We start from the raw sequence: 15,982 nt of genomic DNA, 5'->3' as shown, positions 1-15,982 counted from the left end.
GACATAACAGGCGCAGCGATCTCACAGAAATGATAGATTTTTACCGTACAAATGGCTATTTTAGACTTTTATATCTATCATAGTGCATTGGTGTTTAAGATGAGTTGAGGCTTAATACCTAAGTCTTTGCAAAGCATTTTAAGCTACAATCTACCATTGCTCCTTTGTACGCCTTGTACAAGGGGTATACAGAATTCTTGGTTCTATTGCTCTTATAAGATAGCTACATAGTGTAAATGTCTTTACGTAGAGGCTGTAGAACATGGACTTATTATGCATCTGATTGAGTAAATGCTTATTTAGTTGCTAAATAAGTCTCAATCCTAGTTACAGGCAGACAAGCTTTTAAAGCTTTAGCTGTCGTGTATCGTTTGATAAGGCCTGTGCCTTGTCTTCAATTAGAGGAAATGACTTATTGTCTAAAACCTGTACAAGCTCTAAAGGGATAACCTTATCTTGTACAAAGGTTTTTAGGCATATAGCCATAGGTGTTGCATGAGAGAAAACAATTCAACCATGGGTTGGAATCCTCCTGGTCAAGGCCCTGAGGGCAATAAAGAAGATCGCGCGCCTCAAAGCAGTGATCGTGAGCCTAATAACGGGTCTAACAATAACAACGACGATCCTTGGAATCGTCGTCGTAACAATGGAAGCTCTGACAACTTATCAGACGCATTAAAGTCATTTGAGAAATTGTTTGGCGGAAAGAAGCGCGGCTCTTCAAAGGGCGGTGGCTTTAATGCAAAAGGTTCGTCCAAAGCAATGATCTATGCCGTGCTGATTGCCATGGTAGGCTTCTTCATCTTCTCAGGCTTCTACACCGTACGTGAAGCTGAGCGAGGTGTAGTACTGCGCTTTGGTAAGTTTTACGAGGTAGTAGAACCAGGTCTGCAATGGCGTATTCCTGGCATCGACCAAGTAACTACTGTCGATATCGAGCAGGTGCGTTCAATTCAGTCCTCAGGTGCAATGCTTACCGAGGATGAGAACGTTGTTATTGTAGAGATGGATGTTCAGTATCGTATTTCTGACCCATTCCAGTACTTATACTCAGTAACAGCTCCAGATAATTCTCTTACCGAAGCTACTGACTCAGCATTACGTTATGTAGTGGGTCACACCCTGATGGATGACATTCTTACCTCTGGTCGTGAGCGTGTTCGTCAGGATACTCGTGATCTTTTGATCTCAGTAATTGAGCCTTACAATATGGGTCTTTCCATCGTGGACGTAAACTTCCTGCCAGCTCGTGCTCCGGATGAGGTTAAAGAAGCCTTTGACGATGCTATTGCTGCACAAGAAGACGAACAGCGTTTCAAGCGTGAAGCTGAGGCTTATGCTAACGAAGTTCTGCCACGTGCTGAAGGTCAGGTACAACGTATTCGTCAGCAGGCTGAAGCATACCGTTCACGTGTTGTTTTAGATGCACAAGGTGAGGTTGCTCGTTTCGAGGCTGTGCTGCCTGAGTACAATGCTGCTCCAGAGATTACTCGTACCCGTATTTACCTTGAGACTATGCAAGAAGTCTTAGGCAAGTCATCCAAGATCATCTTAGATACTCCTGAAGGTTCAAGCCCAGTTCTCTATCTGCCAATGCCAGAGGGTAAGAAGGGTTCTACTCCGGCTCCTGCTAATGTTCAAGAGGCTCTGCCTTTATCATCTAGCACCAGCTCAACTCCTTACTACAACTCGAGCACTAAGAGCACCAGCACTACCACTCGTAGAAGCGGTGACCGTCCAGTTGGCTACAGCTATTCTCAGGGAGGCAGATAATAATGCGTAGTTCATCATTAAATCTGCTTTTAGCAATCTTGCTGGTCGTAGTCTTCACTGTTTTCAACTCTGTGTTCGTGATCAGTGAGGGTAATGTAGGTATCGTTACTCGATTTGGTAAGGTGTTACGTAACTCTGATGCTGAGCTTGCAGTCTCTCAGCCAGGCTTACACTTTAAGATTCCTTTCATTGATAAGGTGCGTGTACTCGATGCACGTATTCAAACCTTATCAGCTCGTGCAGATCGTTTCGTTACTGCTGAGAAGAAGGACCTTATCATTGACTCATACGTAAAGTGGCGTATCTCTGATCCTTCAACTTTCTACCTGACTACTGCAGGCGGTAACATTATGCAAGCTGAAGAGCTGCTCCGTCGCCGTATTAACAACTCACTGCGTTCTCAGATTGGTCGACTCACCATTCACGAGATTGTGTCAGGTCAGGAAAAGGCTGGCTCATACGGTGATTTTGAGAACTCTTTTGACAGTGTCAATGCTAAAGACGTTCAGGCTAACACTCAAAGCACTACTGTTGGTCAGACCGACGGTGATGACACCTTAAAGGTAAGCTCTGATAAGGTTGAAGAGGCACAAGCTCAGATCGATAACCTCATCTCTAGCTCTAAGCGTGATCAAGTTATGCAGAATGCTCTGCGTGACTTAGGCAAGAGTTCTGTAGAGTTAGGTATTCAGATCGTCGACGTACGTATCAAACAGATTAACCTGCCACCTGAGGTGTCTAACTCCATTTATCAGCGTATGCGTGCAGAGCGTGATGCTGTAGCCAAACTCCACCGTTCACAAGGCCGTCGTGAGGCTGAGGCAATTAAGGCTCAGGCTGATCGTGAGGTTACTGTGAAGATCGCAACTGCAGAGCGTGAGGCACGTCGTCTCATGGGTGCGGGCGATGCTGAGGCTACTCGCATTTATGCTGATGCATACAGTCAGAATGCTGAGCTGTTCGACTTCCTGCGTAGTATGAACGCCTATAAGGCAGCCATGTCACAAGGCAATGATGTCATGGTGCTCAAACCTGATAGCGAGTTCTTCCGTTACTTCCAGGATCCAAAGGGCAAGAACAGTCCATTCTTTGGCAAGTAATCGCTAAATTATTCATCATCTAGGGCAAGTACCCTTGCTTTAAAAACGGCATACCCGATAGTCTCGAGTATGCCGTTTTTGTTTTATGGCACTAACGAGACTCGATGTCCTCAGTCCATCCCAAAAATTAGCTTTTGCTCGCCCAAAGCTTGGCTGTTTCTAAGATAAAAAAAGTGCCCATAGCCTAGCTATAGATAAGCAGTAAAAGTGCCGATTGCCTAGCTATAGATAAGCTTTGTGGGGGCTTAACGTAGGGTGGGACTAAGATGTGAATGCGCTTAGTATGAGTTTGCACACACCTTGGGCATGATGTCACTTTAGGATCTTATCGGGAAATATCCTGACAAAGTCCGTAAAATACGCTAAAATTAGAGCGTTTGCGTGCTTGAGATTACTGTACGAGACTACAGCAAGGCTTTATCTAGCACGTGTTTTGAGCCTCAAAAGGGCTATAACATCTGATGAGGGTCGGTGCAAACTGCCCTGCAATCAAAGAGAGAATTAACATGCCTAACAATGTAGTAGTGCTTGGTACCCAATGGGGTGACGAAGGTAAGGGCAAGATCGCCGATCTGTTAACCACTACAGCTGATATCGTGGTTAGAAGCCAAGGCGGTAACAACGCTGGCCATACCTTAGTAGTAGGTGACAAGAAAGTAGTTGTACGTCTTGTTCCATCAGGCATTCTGCACTCTTCAAGCTTATGCTTAATTGGTTCAGGCGTGGTTGTTTCTCCTGAAGCTTTATTCGGTGAGATCGAAGAGTTAAAGGCATCTGGTATTACCGATGCTGAGCAGCGCATTAAGTTATCAGCTGCCTCTTCCTTACTGCTCCCTGTACACGTTGCTATCGACAAGGCCTCTGAGCTTAAGCGTGGTAAGAACGCTATTGGTACTACTGGTCGTGGTATCGGTCCTTGCTATGAGGATAAGATTGCTCGTCGTGGTCTGCGTATTGGCGATCTGTATGACATGGAGATCTTTAAAGAGAAGCTTGCAAACCTGCTTGACTACCGTAACTTTGCTTTAAAGAACTACTTCGGTGCTGAGGAAGTTTCTTTTGACAGCATTATGGACGGCATCATGAAGGTACGTGATCGTATCCTTGCTATGGTTGCTGACGTATCTGCAATCCTTGCTGATGCACGTGCTTCAGGCAAGAAGGTACTCTTTGAGGGTGCTCAGGGTACTTTCCTAGATATCGACTACGGTACTTATCCATTCGTAACTTCTTCAAATACTGTTGCTGGCGGTTGCTGCACTGGTTCAGGTGCAGGTCCTCGCCACATCGATTACGTTTTAGGTATCTGCAAGGCTTACACTACTCGTGTAGGTGGCGGTCCATTCCCAACTGAGCTTGATAATCAGATCGGTGAGGATATCCGTGCCCGTGGTTTTGAGTTTGGTGCTGTTACCGGTCGTCCACGTCGTGTAGGTTGGTATGATGCTGTTGCAATGCGTCGTGCTGTAGACATCAACTCATTAAGCGGTCTTGCTTTAATGAAGATTGACGTTCTCGACGGTATGGAAGAGCTGTGCATCTGCACTAAGTACAAGCTCTCTGATGGCACTTTAAGCGATCTGCCACCATTAGCAGCTTATGAGTACTCCAAGGTAACTCCAGTTTACGAGACTATGCCAGGTTGGAGCGAGTCTACCGTTGGTGTAACCAAGTTTGAAGAGCTCCCTGAGAACGCTAAGAAGTACATTCGTCGTCTCGAGGAGTTAGCTGGTGTTCCAGTAGCCATCATTTCAACTGGCCCAGAGCGTGATCAGACTATTATGCTCATCGACCCAATGGCCTAAAAGATCTTAGGCACGCTAAGATGCCTATGTCATAAAAAAAAGCGCTAGAGACTTAAGTTTCTAGCGCTTTTTTTTGAGCTTTAGCTAGTAGCAAGGCGTTAAAAGCAAAAAACCAGCAGGACGCTGGTTTTTTATAAGGCATAGGTACTTTGTCTATGCCTTGGGAATGAATTATTAGCAAGCTTTTAGCTATTGCGGGCTACAGCTTTCTTACATACAGCAATCAGACCTTGCTTGTATGGGCTATCTTCAAGCACGTCGAGGCAAGCAATAGCCTTATCACAGGCCTCTTGAGACTGACGCTCACACTCTTGCATGGCATTAGTACGTGCAATGGCAGCCTTAACTGCTTCTAAGTTAGCTTCTTTAATATCTTCAAGCAGCTGCTTACGCTCTTGCTCATTGCTATGGTTGAGCGCAATCAGTACTGGCAGAGTAATACGACCATCAGCTAAATCAGTGCCTGGATCTTTACCTAAGGCCTCAGCATCAGCGCTATAGTCGAGCATGTCGTCCTTGATCTGGAAGGCGATGCCAAGCTGGCGACCATACTCACGTAAAGGAGCTTCAAGTGCACTATCTTCTTTAATGATGATAGCAGGGGCAGATGCAGAGAGCTCGAAGAGCACACCAGTCTTAGCGTAGATGGTGCGATAGTAGGTCTCGTAAGAGATGTTTGAGTTGCCCTCATTTTCAAGCTGATAAAGCTCACCAACAACAAGCTCGCTTAAGGTGCGGTTTAAGGCTTTAATCACGCCAAACTCTTCAGGGTAGGCAATCAGATCAAAGCAGCGAGTAAAGAGGTAGTCACCGGCTAAAACTGCAGCATGGTTACCTGAGGTGTCATTTAAGGTTGGCTGACCACGGCGCATGGATGCCTTATCAATAACATCATCATGCACTAAGGTTGCTGTATGCAGCATCTCAAAAGCAGCTGCAATGTGGCAGATCTTCTCATAGTGCAGCTCCTCATTGTAATGAGGGAGAGCTAATGCACTCATAACAGCCAGGCGCGGACGTATGCGCTTGCCGCCAGCATTGATCACGTGCATACACATGGCATTCACGGCTGTTTCAAGCTGGTGCTGGGTGTAAGTTGCGCTCAAAAGCTCCTCAACCCTTTCAAGACTCTTGTTGATCAAAGTTTCGCTGGCAATAGTATCCGCCACCATAAAAAGTCCTTGGTTTAGCAATGGCATCAAATGCAAGATGAGATCGTAGCTACTCAAACACAGTAGATAAGATCTTAAAGTTGCTGCCTCAGTGGCGATCTTGCGTTAGGCATCTTCAATATAAGTTGAAAATGCTCTGTGCCATATCCGATAGAACACCTGCAATAGCTTATGTACATAAGAGTTTATTGAGTGCTTTTATCAAGCTAGCTCATGTGTACATGCTTAAGAGCGCATGTGCTCGTGTGAAAATGTAAGCGCGTATTCATAAGTGGCAAGAGAAGGCTTGCACACTTAATCGCAGTCATTAGCTGCGAGATCATGGCTTTGTATAGCCACCATACCTAACCTTACAAAAGGTAAGTAACCTCAGATCAAAATTGAGCTGTGCACCACACCACATGCTTTGCCTAGTTTAAAACTCAGACAAAACATTAGATTGTAGATACTTATGAGCCTGACAATTATTGAGGCTCCGATATTTTAGCATCAAAGTATAGATCTAATAGATGTTCACATTTCTAATGCGAGGGCTTCGTCATGCTATTTTTTTAATACTAGGTGCATTAACTCTTAAAAGGAGACTCCTCAAGCGGCGCTCAGATATGGCCTAGGGCATGATTTGTTGAAAGTAAGCGCTCTTAAGAACGCTTAAGAGAGTGGTATTTCTTGAGCCTTTTAGGTGCAACTTTTTAGCATTCTTTAGCCAAAGTTTGTGACAATACTCATGCTTAGAAGTGATTCATAAGTAACATCATTTGGTTTTAATAACATCAGATGGCTTAAAGCTATGATCTTTTTGTTAGAGACAAAGTCCTGATGGGCATTATGTGATTTTTAGTATGAACGCTGGCAAATATAAGGTGCTTATCCTATGTAGAGATCTTCTAGTAAGCCTATGTTACATAGGATCATAGGCGCAATGTGTAAGTAAGATCGCGCTTACGATCTGAGAGTTTTAAGACATTGAGCTTGGCAGAAATTTTATAGATTGTGAAAGATCATTGGTACAACAAGCGCAAAGCTATGCTATAATTTTGCGGTTTTGAAAGTTCACTTGATTGACTTTCAAAGCCTTGAGTGTGTAAAATATGCGCTCACAAATATCAGAGCACACTGATGCTAAGCTTACTCTTAGCGCTTAAAGTGCAATGTAGGGTTAGAACAGCCCTAGGTAAACGTAAGTTTTACGTATACCTTAGTCCACGAAGAAGCAGTTTTAAGCTGCAGCCAACGTGGCAATACCTCAATGAAAATTTTGGTATGTTCGATTGATCCGGCAAGTGTTAACTCCCTGCGAGTCAAGCTTTCGGTCTGAAAGGCTAGATGGCTTAGAGTAACGTACTGTTTATGACGTTACAGCATGATTTATCTGCACTAAGTTTCATCGAAAGCCAGCGTCAAGCCTCTTTTACAGGTTTATCCTGAGAGTGTTTCGCTTGGGTTGCCATCCGTTGGCTTTACGTACGGATGATCTTGCACGGACATTGATGAATAGTTTTGAGCGGGAGCACAAACTCCTGCGTTCAAACGGAGTTTGAGCATGTACGCAGTTATTTTTTGCGGTGGCAAGCAGCACAAAGTTGTTGAGGGTGAAAAGCTCCGCGTTGAGCTCCTCAATAAAGAGCAGGGCTCTACTGTAGAGTTAGACAAGGTTCTTTTAATCTCTGACGGCACCAACGTAAAGGTTGGTACTCCTTACATTGACGGTGCTAAGGTTACCGCCACTGTATTAGGTGAGGTTGCTGGCGAGAAGGTTAAGATTGTTAAGTTCCGTCGTCGTAAGCATCACCAGAAGGTCACCGGCCACCGTCAGTGGTTCACCGAAATTCAGATTACCGGTATTGCCGGTTAGGAGATAGGATCAATGGCACACAAGAAAGCCGGCGGTTCCGTTCGCAACGGTCGCGATTCCCAGGCCCAACGCTTAGGCGTTAAGCGTTATGCTGGTGAGTTAGTAAGCGCAGGTTCAATCATTGTTCGTCAGCGCGGCACTCACTTCCACCCAGGTGCAAACGTAGGTATCGGCAAGGACGACACCTTATTTGCTAAGAAGACTGGTAAGGTTTCATTCGTAACTCGTGGTCCTAAGGGCCGTAAGTTCGTTCAGATCATCGCTGAAGACGCTGCTTAGTTTTTAGCTTTGACTGCTAGCAAGTGCAATGGCAGTTTGCTAGAGTGAAACTGAAAAAAGGCCTGCCTCACCTAAGCGTGGTGATGCAGGCCTTTTTCGTATAGGGTTAAGTTTTTTAAACCCTCTACAAAGCCCTTAGTTACAAGGGCTGTCAAAGGCAACTACAAGACATTAAGGTCAAAGCCTCAACACATAACCTCACTGTATGTACATAAGCGATGTTTTATGTACCTCTCCTGTTTGAGAATGCTGTTATGGCTAGTGCAAGTATTAACTAGCGCAGCATAAGCAATAGATTAGTCTAGATCCCGTGCTAAACAAGCATCAAGTACGTCTAGAAGATGCTATGACGTACGTATTTTATAGGATCGTTTAGTTTACCCATCTTACTGTCCATATGGTTCTTATCACGCTATAGCGTGAATAATATCCCTCCTTGGTTTTATAGCAATGGATGCAATCGAGGCGATGATACGTGCTCGATAGCTAGTTAAAAGATAACTTTTTTATCGCATTGAGCGTCAGTTATTTTTCTTAGTGGACATAGATAAGCTTGGGATAAAGTGTTTTAGGTCAGGTTGCCGCTGTTTCTCAGCTAGTTTCGGATTATATTTCTATTACTGAACTTTATAGTCAGTCTGTATCTGTAGTATCACTTACAGTGTTAAACTAAAAGTTTGTCACTTAATCCCTTGCTAGCCGATCTGCATAATGCAATCACAGAGGAATACTTATGAAGTTCGTTGATGAAGCTACAATTCGCGTTGAAGCAGGCGATGGCGGTAACGGTGTCGTTAGTTTCCGCCGTGAAAAATATATTCCTAAAGGTGGCCCTGATGGTGGTGATGGCGGTGATGGTGGCAACGTCTACATGCTCGCCGACACTAACCTGAACACTTTAGTTGATTACAAGTTCACCAAGTTCTATAAGGCAGAGCGTGGTCAGAATGGCATGTCCTCTGACTGTACTGGTGCTCGTGGTGCTGATATCGTCCTTAAGGTGCCAGTAGGTACTCGTATTACCGATAAGGAAACTGGTGAAGTTATCGGCGATTTACGCACTGAAGGTGAGATGCTGCGTGTGGCTAAGGGTGGCCGTCGTGGTTTTGGTAACACTCACTTTAAGAGCTCCACTAACCGTGCCCCACGTCAGAAGACTAATGGTACTCCTGGTGAGAGACGTATTTTAGAGCTTGAATTGCTCTTAGTTGCTGACGTAGGTCTGTTAGGTTTACCAAATGCAGGTAAGTCTACCTTTATCCGTTCTGTATCTGCAGCACGTCCAAAGGTAGCCGATTATCCATTTACTACCTTAGTTCCAAACTTAGGTGTAGTTAAGACTGGTGATGGCGAGAGCTTTGTAATTGCTGACGTTCCTGGTCTTATCGAAGGCGCTGCACAAGGTGCAGGCTTAGGTCACCGTTTCTTACGTCACCTTGAGCGTTGCCGTGTACTGTTACACTTAGTTGATGCAAAGCCAGCTGATGAGTCCGATCCAGTTGAGAACGCTTGCGTAATTGAAAAAGAGCTCAAAGAATACGCTCACGACTTATACGAAAAGCCACGCTGGTTAGTACTTAATAAGGTAGATCTGCTCGAGGGCGGCGAAGAAGAAGCCCAAGAAATGCTCAAGAAGATTTCTGATGCTTTAGAAACTAAGCCAGAGCGTACTTTTGTTATCTCTGCCCTGCAAAAGCAGCACACTAACGATCTTACTTATGCTCTTCAAGAGCTCGTTGACACTGTTAAGCGTGCTGAGATCGAAGCAGAAGAGAACAAGGATAAGAACAAGGCTGATGACTTCGTTTGGACTGAGGGTGCTAAGCATCTTAAGGATCCAGTTAACGGTGCATCCCTTGATGGCGATGATGATGACTTTGACGATTTCTTTGATGATGACGATGATGGCGTCGAGGTTGTCTACCAGAAATAATTAACTATAAGTTGGGCATGAGACTGTTGATTAATTAAGCCTCATAGCCCCTTTTGCAAAAGCCTTAGTTTTACACTAAGGCTTAATTTTTTTATAAGCAGTCCCTTTGCAAGAATCACAACAAAAAGCCCGTAACTTATGGACTTACTCATTCCAATTATGGAGTGTAGTGGTACTGCGCTAAAGACTCTTGATAGGCTTGTAAGTGCCAACAGGCGCGTGTCTAAAAGAGCAAAGATATTAAAACACGGAGTTGTTATGTCCGAATCAACCGGTAATGCTGAGATTGCACCTGAGGTAGCTACTACTCCAGCCCCTGCTAATCGTTATATCCCGGCTGAAAAATGCGTGCTATCAATGGTGGTTGCTACTGGCCTTGATCGCGCTATTGGTGAGAGAGGTACTATGCCATGGTACTTACCTGCAGACCTCAAGCACTTTAAAGCACAGACCTATGATAGCTGTGTCATCATGGGCCGCCGTACCTTTGAATCCATTGGTAAGCCACTGCCAAACCGTCGCAATATCGTGATTACCTCATCAAAAGCTTTAGCTGAACGTAAGGATATTGAGACTGTAGGCAGCCTCAAAGAAGCCATTGCTTTAGCATCAGATGTTGCAGCCTCAAAAGAGGCCTTAAAGCGCGATGGAGTGAGCGATGCTAATGTTATCGTTTACGACAAGATCGTGATTATTGGCGGAGCTGCAGTCTTTGAAGAGGCCTTAGAGCAAATCGATATCTTAGTGCTCACTGAGATTCGTGCATCTTTTCCACATGCGGACACATTCTTCCCAGACTTTAAGATGCTTGGCATCTTCCGTTTAGCCTCATCCGAGCCAAAGATTGCTGGCAGCCGCGCCTACTTTTTGTGTAAGGCCGAGCAGCCGTCAGGCTTTGCTCAGGAGATTCCTGAGCTTGATTCTGATGCTGTAGTAGTTGATGAGAATGGTGCTTTAATCCCAGAGGGTGAAGAGCATTTAGGTCTGTCTTATCGCTTCTTAACTTACGAGAACATCAATCGTATGGGCTAATGCCCCTCTAGCATTAGCTTACATCACATAAAAAATCAGGGCCGCATCAGCGGCCCTTGTTTTTTTGCCCCCAACCATATACCAAGCCCACGCTTACAGCCATTTAGCTATGGCTTGCAGAGCTCATTAGCTTATCTGTGGCCCATAAGCGCACAGCTGCCCAAGCAAATAAGCTATGAAGTAGACTGCTCTTTTAGATGTCAGCGTAGCCAGCGGATTTGACGTAGAAGAAGGTGTCATCTTCATAGCGCCAGGCGCACAGACGATTGCCCCAGACACAGCCAGTGTCTAATGCTCTAATGTGTGGCTCATGACAGTTGCCATTTAGCGCTGCCCAGTGTCCAAATACAAGCTTGTACTGCTTTTTCTTAAAGAGCAGCGGGGCGCTTAAAGAGAACCATGGGGCAAGACCGTCTTTAGCAACTTCTTCAGGGCTTACAGCATTATTTTTATAGTCCATTGATCCATCGAAATAGCACAGACGCATTCTAGTAAAGGTATTAATGGCAAAGCGCCAGCGTAAGATGCCGTCATTAGCTGCACTGTAGGTTAAAGGAGCCTCATTGTACATATTGCGCAAGAGAACAATGCGCTGCAGTGGGTTAGCAAATACCTTCTCCACGGCTTTAGCTTCTTTTTTGGCTGTTTTAATTGACCACAGAGGGTAAATGCCTGCATGAGCCATGACTAAAGGCTTTTGCTTGTGTATGTACAAAAGCGGAGTCTTTAAAAAGTAGTTAACGATAGTCTCGCGCAGTGGGGAGTTAAGCAACACCTCAAGATTATCTTTTGGGCGAGCTTTAACAATACCGTAGTGCAGGGCGAGGAAGTTAATGTCATGGTTGCCAAGTACGGTTTTAACGCACTTGCCTAAAGACATAATCTCTCTCATGGTCTCAACAGGATAAGGGCCACGACCAATGAGATCGCCGGTTAAAAGCAATTCATCGCTCTTATCATCAAACTTGATGAGATCGAGCATCTTTAAAAACTCATCGCAACAACCATGGATGTCGCCTATGCAGTAAGTGGCCATGTCTGATCCCTGTTAAGTAATAAAGCAAGCTTGCATACTCAAGAGCACGCCTTGGCTATCGAAAGTGCCAACCAATGATATCTACAATGTCAATCATATCTGAGCTTATTGCCAGTAAGACTGAAATTGTAGGTAAAAAGAGAAAAAGCTAATCATATCACGTCATCTAGCTATGAATACGGGATATCTGATGCAATTAAGAACATAACTCAAATTAGCGACAAAGAGATTTTCATCTATAGCGCCATATTTAACACCAATAAGAATGCGTGTAGTAACGCAAGAGCACTGTTATAGAGTGATTAGTCGGCTATTTTCTGCAAGTCCTTATAGTGTAGGAAAGTGCAGTTGCATGGAAAATCGCTTATTTATCAGCGTTTAGTTTTTTGATCCCACTTTTTGTAGTGTTAGTGCTTTGCTACTGTATAGTATGGGGCTAACGGCTCGCTAAGCTATTGCTTACTAGTTGCAAACCGCTTGCAAAGATATGACTTACTAGTTGCAAACCGCTCGCTAAGCTATTGCTTACTAGTTGCAAACCGCTTGCAAAGATATTACTTACTAGTTGCAAACAGCTTAACGATAGGATACAAAGCGTAGCTTTATACTCTTGTGGTAGGGGCTTTAGAGCTTTTGGTCTGTAAGGAGCATGGCATGCCTTTAATTTCAAAGGACTTTATTAGAAACAAGCTGATTCCGCGCTTAGATATTGTCAAAGTAATTCAACAGTACCGTAGCCTTAAGCTTTCAGGTGGCAACTATAAGTGCTGCTGCCCTTTCCATAACGAAAAGACACCATCATTCATGGTAAGTCCAGCTCGTCAAACCTATCGTTGTTTTGGCTGTGGTGAGCATGGTAATGCCATCGACTTCGTGATGAAGTACAACAACACTTCATTTGTTGAAGCTGTTGAAGAGCTAGCAAGATTTGCTGGTCTTGATATCGAATACGATAAGAACGCCGAGTACGATCCTCAAAAAGAAGATCGTAAGAAAGGCTATTACAAGATCATGGATGATGCTGCCTTTTACTTCACGCGTTGTCTGCAGCAAAATCCTGAGGCCATGGCTTATTTCAAAGAAAAGCGTGGTTTGTCAGATGAAATCATCGTCAAGGCTCGTTTAGGCTTTGCTCCTGACTCTTATGATTATGTAGAAAAGGAGCTCGTGAAGAATGCAGATGAGTATGCTAAGGCTGTTGAGTGCGGCTTACAAAAGGATACCTTTGATGAAGGTAGACACCGTAAATATGCATTCTTCCGCAACCGTGTTATGTTCCCAATCTTCGACACTAAAGGTCGCATTATTGCCTTTGGTGGTCGAGTATTAGGAGATGAGAAAACTGCTAAGTACTTAAACTCTCCTGAAACCCCGATCTTCAAAAAATCACGCGAGATTTTCGGTTTATATGAGTGTTTACAGGCTAATCGCAATCGACCTGATGCTGTAGTAGTGGTAGAGGGCTATATGGATGCCATTTCACTACGTCAGGCAGGCTATAACAATGTGGTAGCTACCTTAGGCACCGCTTTGACCTCTGAGCACATGCAGGCTCTGTTTCGTTACACCAATGAGGTAGTGTTCTGTTTTGATAGTGATGAGGCAGGCAAGAAAGCAGGCTGGCATGCTATGCAGGTTATTACCCCGCTGCTCAAAGAAACAGACAAGACCGTGCGCTTTCTGTTCCTGCCAGCTGGTCATGACCCTGATACCTTTGTGCGAGCAAATGGCAATGCTGCTTTTGGTGAGGAGGTCAAAAAGGCTTTATCACTTACTGAAACCTTATTCTTATACAAGACTAAGGAGTTCAATTTGTCCCATGTGGGCGGCCGTATTGAGTTCATCCGCAATGTAGCCTCCATCATTAAAGCCATGCCTTTAAACTATCAGTTTGTGGCTAAGCAGCTTCTCTGCGAAATTCTCAATATGGAAGCTAGTGAAGTTAACACTATGGTTGATGATCCAAGCATTGAGGTTGCTCGTGAGTTCTTGCCTCAGCCAACCTATTCATCTCGACGCGATGAAGGCTCTGCTCCAAAGCAATGGAATCAAAATCGCCCTTACCAAGCTTCTAACAGAGGCCAAGACTATGGGGCAAACCGTCCTAACCAGGGACAAGCACAAAACTATGGCAATCCAAACCAAGGTTTTGCAGGTAATGGCCCTAACTTTGGATCCCCAAATCCACATTACGCTAACCAAAACCAAAACTACGGCAACAGCCACCAAAGCTACGCTAATAACAGCCAAAGCTACGTAAATAACAATCAAAGCTTTGCAAACCAGGGCCAAAACTATGCGCCAGGCAATCCTAATTTTGCTCCCGGCCAGCCTAACTTCCATGGTCAAAATAATCATGGCTTAGCTAATGGTGCTTACAATGGCAATGGAGCATACAACGGCCATGCTGGACACAACGGCCATGGCGCTCCTGTGCAGTTGAATAACAATGGCATGGTGGATAGCAGATCATGGCACAACAACACCCACGGTAACGATAGGGTGATTCGCTTTGAGAAGCCGCAAAATCAATTTGATTACAGTAACTTCAAGCAAGCAGAAGGTTCATCAAATCAAGGTAACTATCAGATAGACCCTTATGCTCAAGGAGGACAAAACCTCTCTGTGGAGCAGTTTAAAGATCAGCTCTACATGCAAAATGCTCAGCGTGTAATGCAGTCTCCTGCAGGCGAGTTTATGCAGCTTGGTCCTAATGGTGCTCCTTCTGATGATCATTTAGATGATGATTACGCAGGTGAGTATTACGAGGGCGGGCGCGGGCCGCAAGGTAATATCCAACAGCGTCAAGAAGCGTGGAACAACAAGTGGGGTCCATCTGAACATTTAGGACAGTCGATGGCGGCTACCGCAGCTCCTCATGACACACTTAATGAGGCTAAAAGAGCAGGTATTGTCCCAATTGACTTTATGGAGCCTATTGCTAAGAACAAGGGCCTGTACTCCTATGAGATTGCAAACTATAGGACCTTAGTGCGTCATGACTTTACTGTTCGCGATGCAACTGGGCCAATCTACGAGCTGCTAGCATTTACCCTGCAGCAGCCAACTATTGTGGCCACCTTGTATGACTTTTTGAATCTAGATGAGTTTCTTGATTTGGCCAAGCAATTAAGATTGCCAGAGTATCCTTGTATTGAGCGACTCTTTGAGCTCATCAAGAATGAGCGCACCATTACCTGTGCCTTGCTCATTGAAGAGTTTAGAGACACTGAGTTCTGGTCACTGTTTAACTACCTGTTTGACATGGAGATTTTCAAGAATAAGTCAGATGGTGTAGAGATGAGTCCAGAACATAAGAGTGAGTACTTTGCTCGCTTCTTGTTTAACTCTTTAAGAGAGCCTTATGTTGAGCGTAAAGAGCAGGTATCCATGATTCAAGGCCGATCTTTCAAACGCGATGACATGGTGGAGATGGATGCTTTAAGCCAGATTGCTGATATGGAATTTACCTCGCAATACAACTCAGCTCAAGGCTAATCACAATAAGCTTTAGCGCCACGGTGCATTTTCGTTTTCACCACATGCTTGCAGAAGCGGATACGCAGGCCCTTTGCAAGCATGTTGTTACTTTTGGTTAATTAGTTTACGTTCATGCTCTTTCCATGTATAATGCACGCCGTGGCCCATTAGCTCAGTTGGTTAGAGCAAGCGACTCATAATCGCTGGGTCTCCCGTTCGATCCGGGAATGGGCCACCACCATCTAATCTCCCTCCTAAAAAATCTCCAATCATCCCTCAATAACATATAGCAAAGCTTCAAAAAGCTTATAGCGCCATCATTGTCTCTATCGTTTGAGCAATACTCCTTTAATGTATAGTGAGCATCGTGTGACACGCCATTAAAGTACAAATACACGTGTGATATGCAACGATTTGAGCATACCAACGCAATGAAAAACGGATCCACCTGCTAGTTTCGGTTCTGTTATACCTCAAGCAGTTTTATATAGTAAAAACTTAATAAGTATACGTACCT

10 protein-coding genes and 1 tRNA gene are annotated in these 15,982 nt (G+C 44.5%); 9 read left to right on the top strand and 2 right to left on the bottom strand.

The annotated features are described in order from the left end of the window. Window positions 1-495 precede the first annotated feature (495 nt). From hflK to RDO37_RS10585, 3 genes are all read left to right on the top strand, one after another. Window positions 496-1,773, top strand: coding sequence for an FtsH protease activity modulator HflK (gene hflK / locus RDO37_RS10595; RefSeq protein ID WP_044121625.1), 1,278 nt, complete (start codon window positions 496-498; stop codon window positions 1,771-1,773). 2 nt (window positions 1,774-1,775) lie between these two features. Beyond that, the gene (gene hflC / locus RDO37_RS10590; RefSeq protein WP_027939600.1) at window positions 1,776-2,873 is read left to right on the top strand and encodes a protease modulator HflC; all 1,098 of its coding nucleotides are present in this window, start codon (window positions 1,776-1,778) and stop codon (window positions 2,871-2,873) included. A 506-nt stretch (window positions 2,874-3,379) separates the two neighbouring features. Further along, window positions 3,380-4,678 (top strand): adenylosuccinate synthase, encoded by a 1,299-nt coding sequence (locus RDO37_RS10585; RefSeq protein WP_374045316.1) that lies wholly within the window; start codon window positions 3,380-3,382, stop codon window positions 4,676-4,678. A 185-nt stretch (window positions 4,679-4,863) separates the two neighbouring features. Here RDO37_RS10585 and RDO37_RS10580 read toward each other — a convergent pair whose 3' ends face one another. Then, window positions 4,864-5,850: a polyprenyl synthetase family protein gene (locus RDO37_RS10580; RefSeq protein ID WP_308499058.1), complete on the bottom strand. Its 987-nt coding sequence runs from the start codon at window positions 5,848-5,850 to the stop codon at window positions 4,864-4,866. Window positions 5,851-7,393: 1,543 nt separating this feature from the next. Here RDO37_RS10580 and rplU point away from each other — a divergent pair. The 4 genes from rplU (at window position 7,394) to RDO37_RS10560 (ending at window position 10,949) form a co-directional block, all read left to right on the top strand. After that, the gene (gene rplU / locus RDO37_RS10575) at window positions 7,394-7,705 is read left to right on the top strand and encodes a 50S ribosomal protein L21 (RefSeq protein ID WP_027939603.1); all 312 of its coding nucleotides are present in this window, start codon (window positions 7,394-7,396) and stop codon (window positions 7,703-7,705) included. A 12-nt stretch (window positions 7,706-7,717) separates the two neighbouring features. Then, window positions 7,718-7,984 (top strand): 50S ribosomal protein L27, encoded by a 267-nt coding sequence (rpmA, locus tag RDO37_RS10570; RefSeq protein ID WP_027939604.1) that lies wholly within the window; start codon window positions 7,718-7,720, stop codon window positions 7,982-7,984. 733 nt (window positions 7,985-8,717) lie between these two features. Continuing rightward, entirely contained in the window at window positions 8,718-9,917 is a 1,200-nt protein-coding gene (gene cgtA, locus RDO37_RS10565; RefSeq protein WP_027939605.1) for an Obg family GTPase CgtA, read from the top strand. A 258-nt stretch (window positions 9,918-10,175) separates the two neighbouring features. Beyond that, window positions 10,176-10,949 (top strand): dihydrofolate reductase, encoded by a 774-nt coding sequence (locus tag RDO37_RS10560; RefSeq protein ID WP_308499057.1) that lies wholly within the window; start codon window positions 10,176-10,178, stop codon window positions 10,947-10,949. A gap of 193 nt (window positions 10,950-11,142) precedes the next feature. On the opposite strand, the gene RDO37_RS10555 is transcribed toward RDO37_RS10560, so the two are convergent. Further along, complete coding sequence (locus tag RDO37_RS10555; RefSeq protein ID WP_308499056.1) at window positions 11,143-11,985, bottom strand: symmetrical bis(5'-nucleosyl)-tetraphosphatase; 843 nt, start codon at window positions 11,983-11,985, stop codon at window positions 11,143-11,145. Window positions 11,986-12,639: 654 nt separating this feature from the next. Between RDO37_RS10555 and dnaG the strand changes: the two genes are divergently transcribed. Both dnaG and RDO37_RS10545 read left to right on the top strand, forming a co-directional pair. Further along, window positions 12,640-15,483, top strand: coding sequence for a DNA primase (gene dnaG / locus RDO37_RS10550; RefSeq protein ID WP_308499055.1), 2,844 nt, complete (start codon window positions 12,640-12,642; stop codon window positions 15,481-15,483). A gap of 143 nt (window positions 15,484-15,626) precedes the next feature. Further along, window positions 15,627-15,703, top strand: a tRNA-Ile gene (locus RDO37_RS10545). Window positions 15,704-15,982 lie beyond the last annotated feature (279 nt).

This window comes from uncultured Anaerobiospirillum sp., assembly GCF_902485895.1.
Taxonomy (GTDB): Bacteria; Pseudomonadota; Gammaproteobacteria; order Enterobacterales; family Succinivibrionaceae; genus Anaerobiospirillum; species Anaerobiospirillum succiniciproducens.
The sequence above is the reverse complement of the archived record's forward strand: the minus strand, read 5'-3'. Positions and strand labels throughout refer to the sequence as shown.

Bases quoted from the DNA above. Each gene is read 5' to 3' on its own strand.
- hflK (WP_044121625.1), top strand. From the start codon at position 496: ATGAGAGAAAACAATTCAACCATGGGTTGGAATCCTCCTGGTCAAGGC.
- hflC (WP_027939600.1), top strand. From the start codon at position 1,776: ATGCGTAGTTCATCATTAAATCTGCTTTTAGCAATCTTGCTGGTCGTA.
- RDO37_RS10585 (WP_374045316.1), top strand. From the start codon at position 3,380: ATGCCTAACAATGTAGTAGTGCTTGGTACCCAATGGGGTGACGAAGGT.
- RDO37_RS10580 (WP_308499058.1), bottom strand. From the start codon at position 5,850: ATGGTGGCGGATACTATTGCCAGCGAAACTTTGATCAACAAGAGTCTT.
- rplU (WP_027939603.1), top strand. From the start codon at position 7,394: ATGTACGCAGTTATTTTTTGCGGTGGCAAGCAGCACAAAGTTGTTGAG.
- rpmA (WP_027939604.1), top strand. From the start codon at position 7,718: ATGGCACACAAGAAAGCCGGCGGTTCCGTTCGCAACGGTCGCGATTCC.
- cgtA (WP_027939605.1), top strand. From the start codon at position 8,718: ATGAAGTTCGTTGATGAAGCTACAATTCGCGTTGAAGCAGGCGATGGC.
- RDO37_RS10560 (WP_308499057.1), top strand. From the start codon at position 10,176: ATGTCCGAATCAACCGGTAATGCTGAGATTGCACCTGAGGTAGCTACT.
- RDO37_RS10555 (WP_308499056.1), bottom strand. From the start codon at position 11,985: ATGGCCACTTACTGCATAGGCGACATCCATGGTTGTTGCGATGAGTTT.
- dnaG (WP_308499055.1), top strand. From the start codon at position 12,640: ATGCCTTTAATTTCAAAGGACTTTATTAGAAACAAGCTGATTCCGCGC.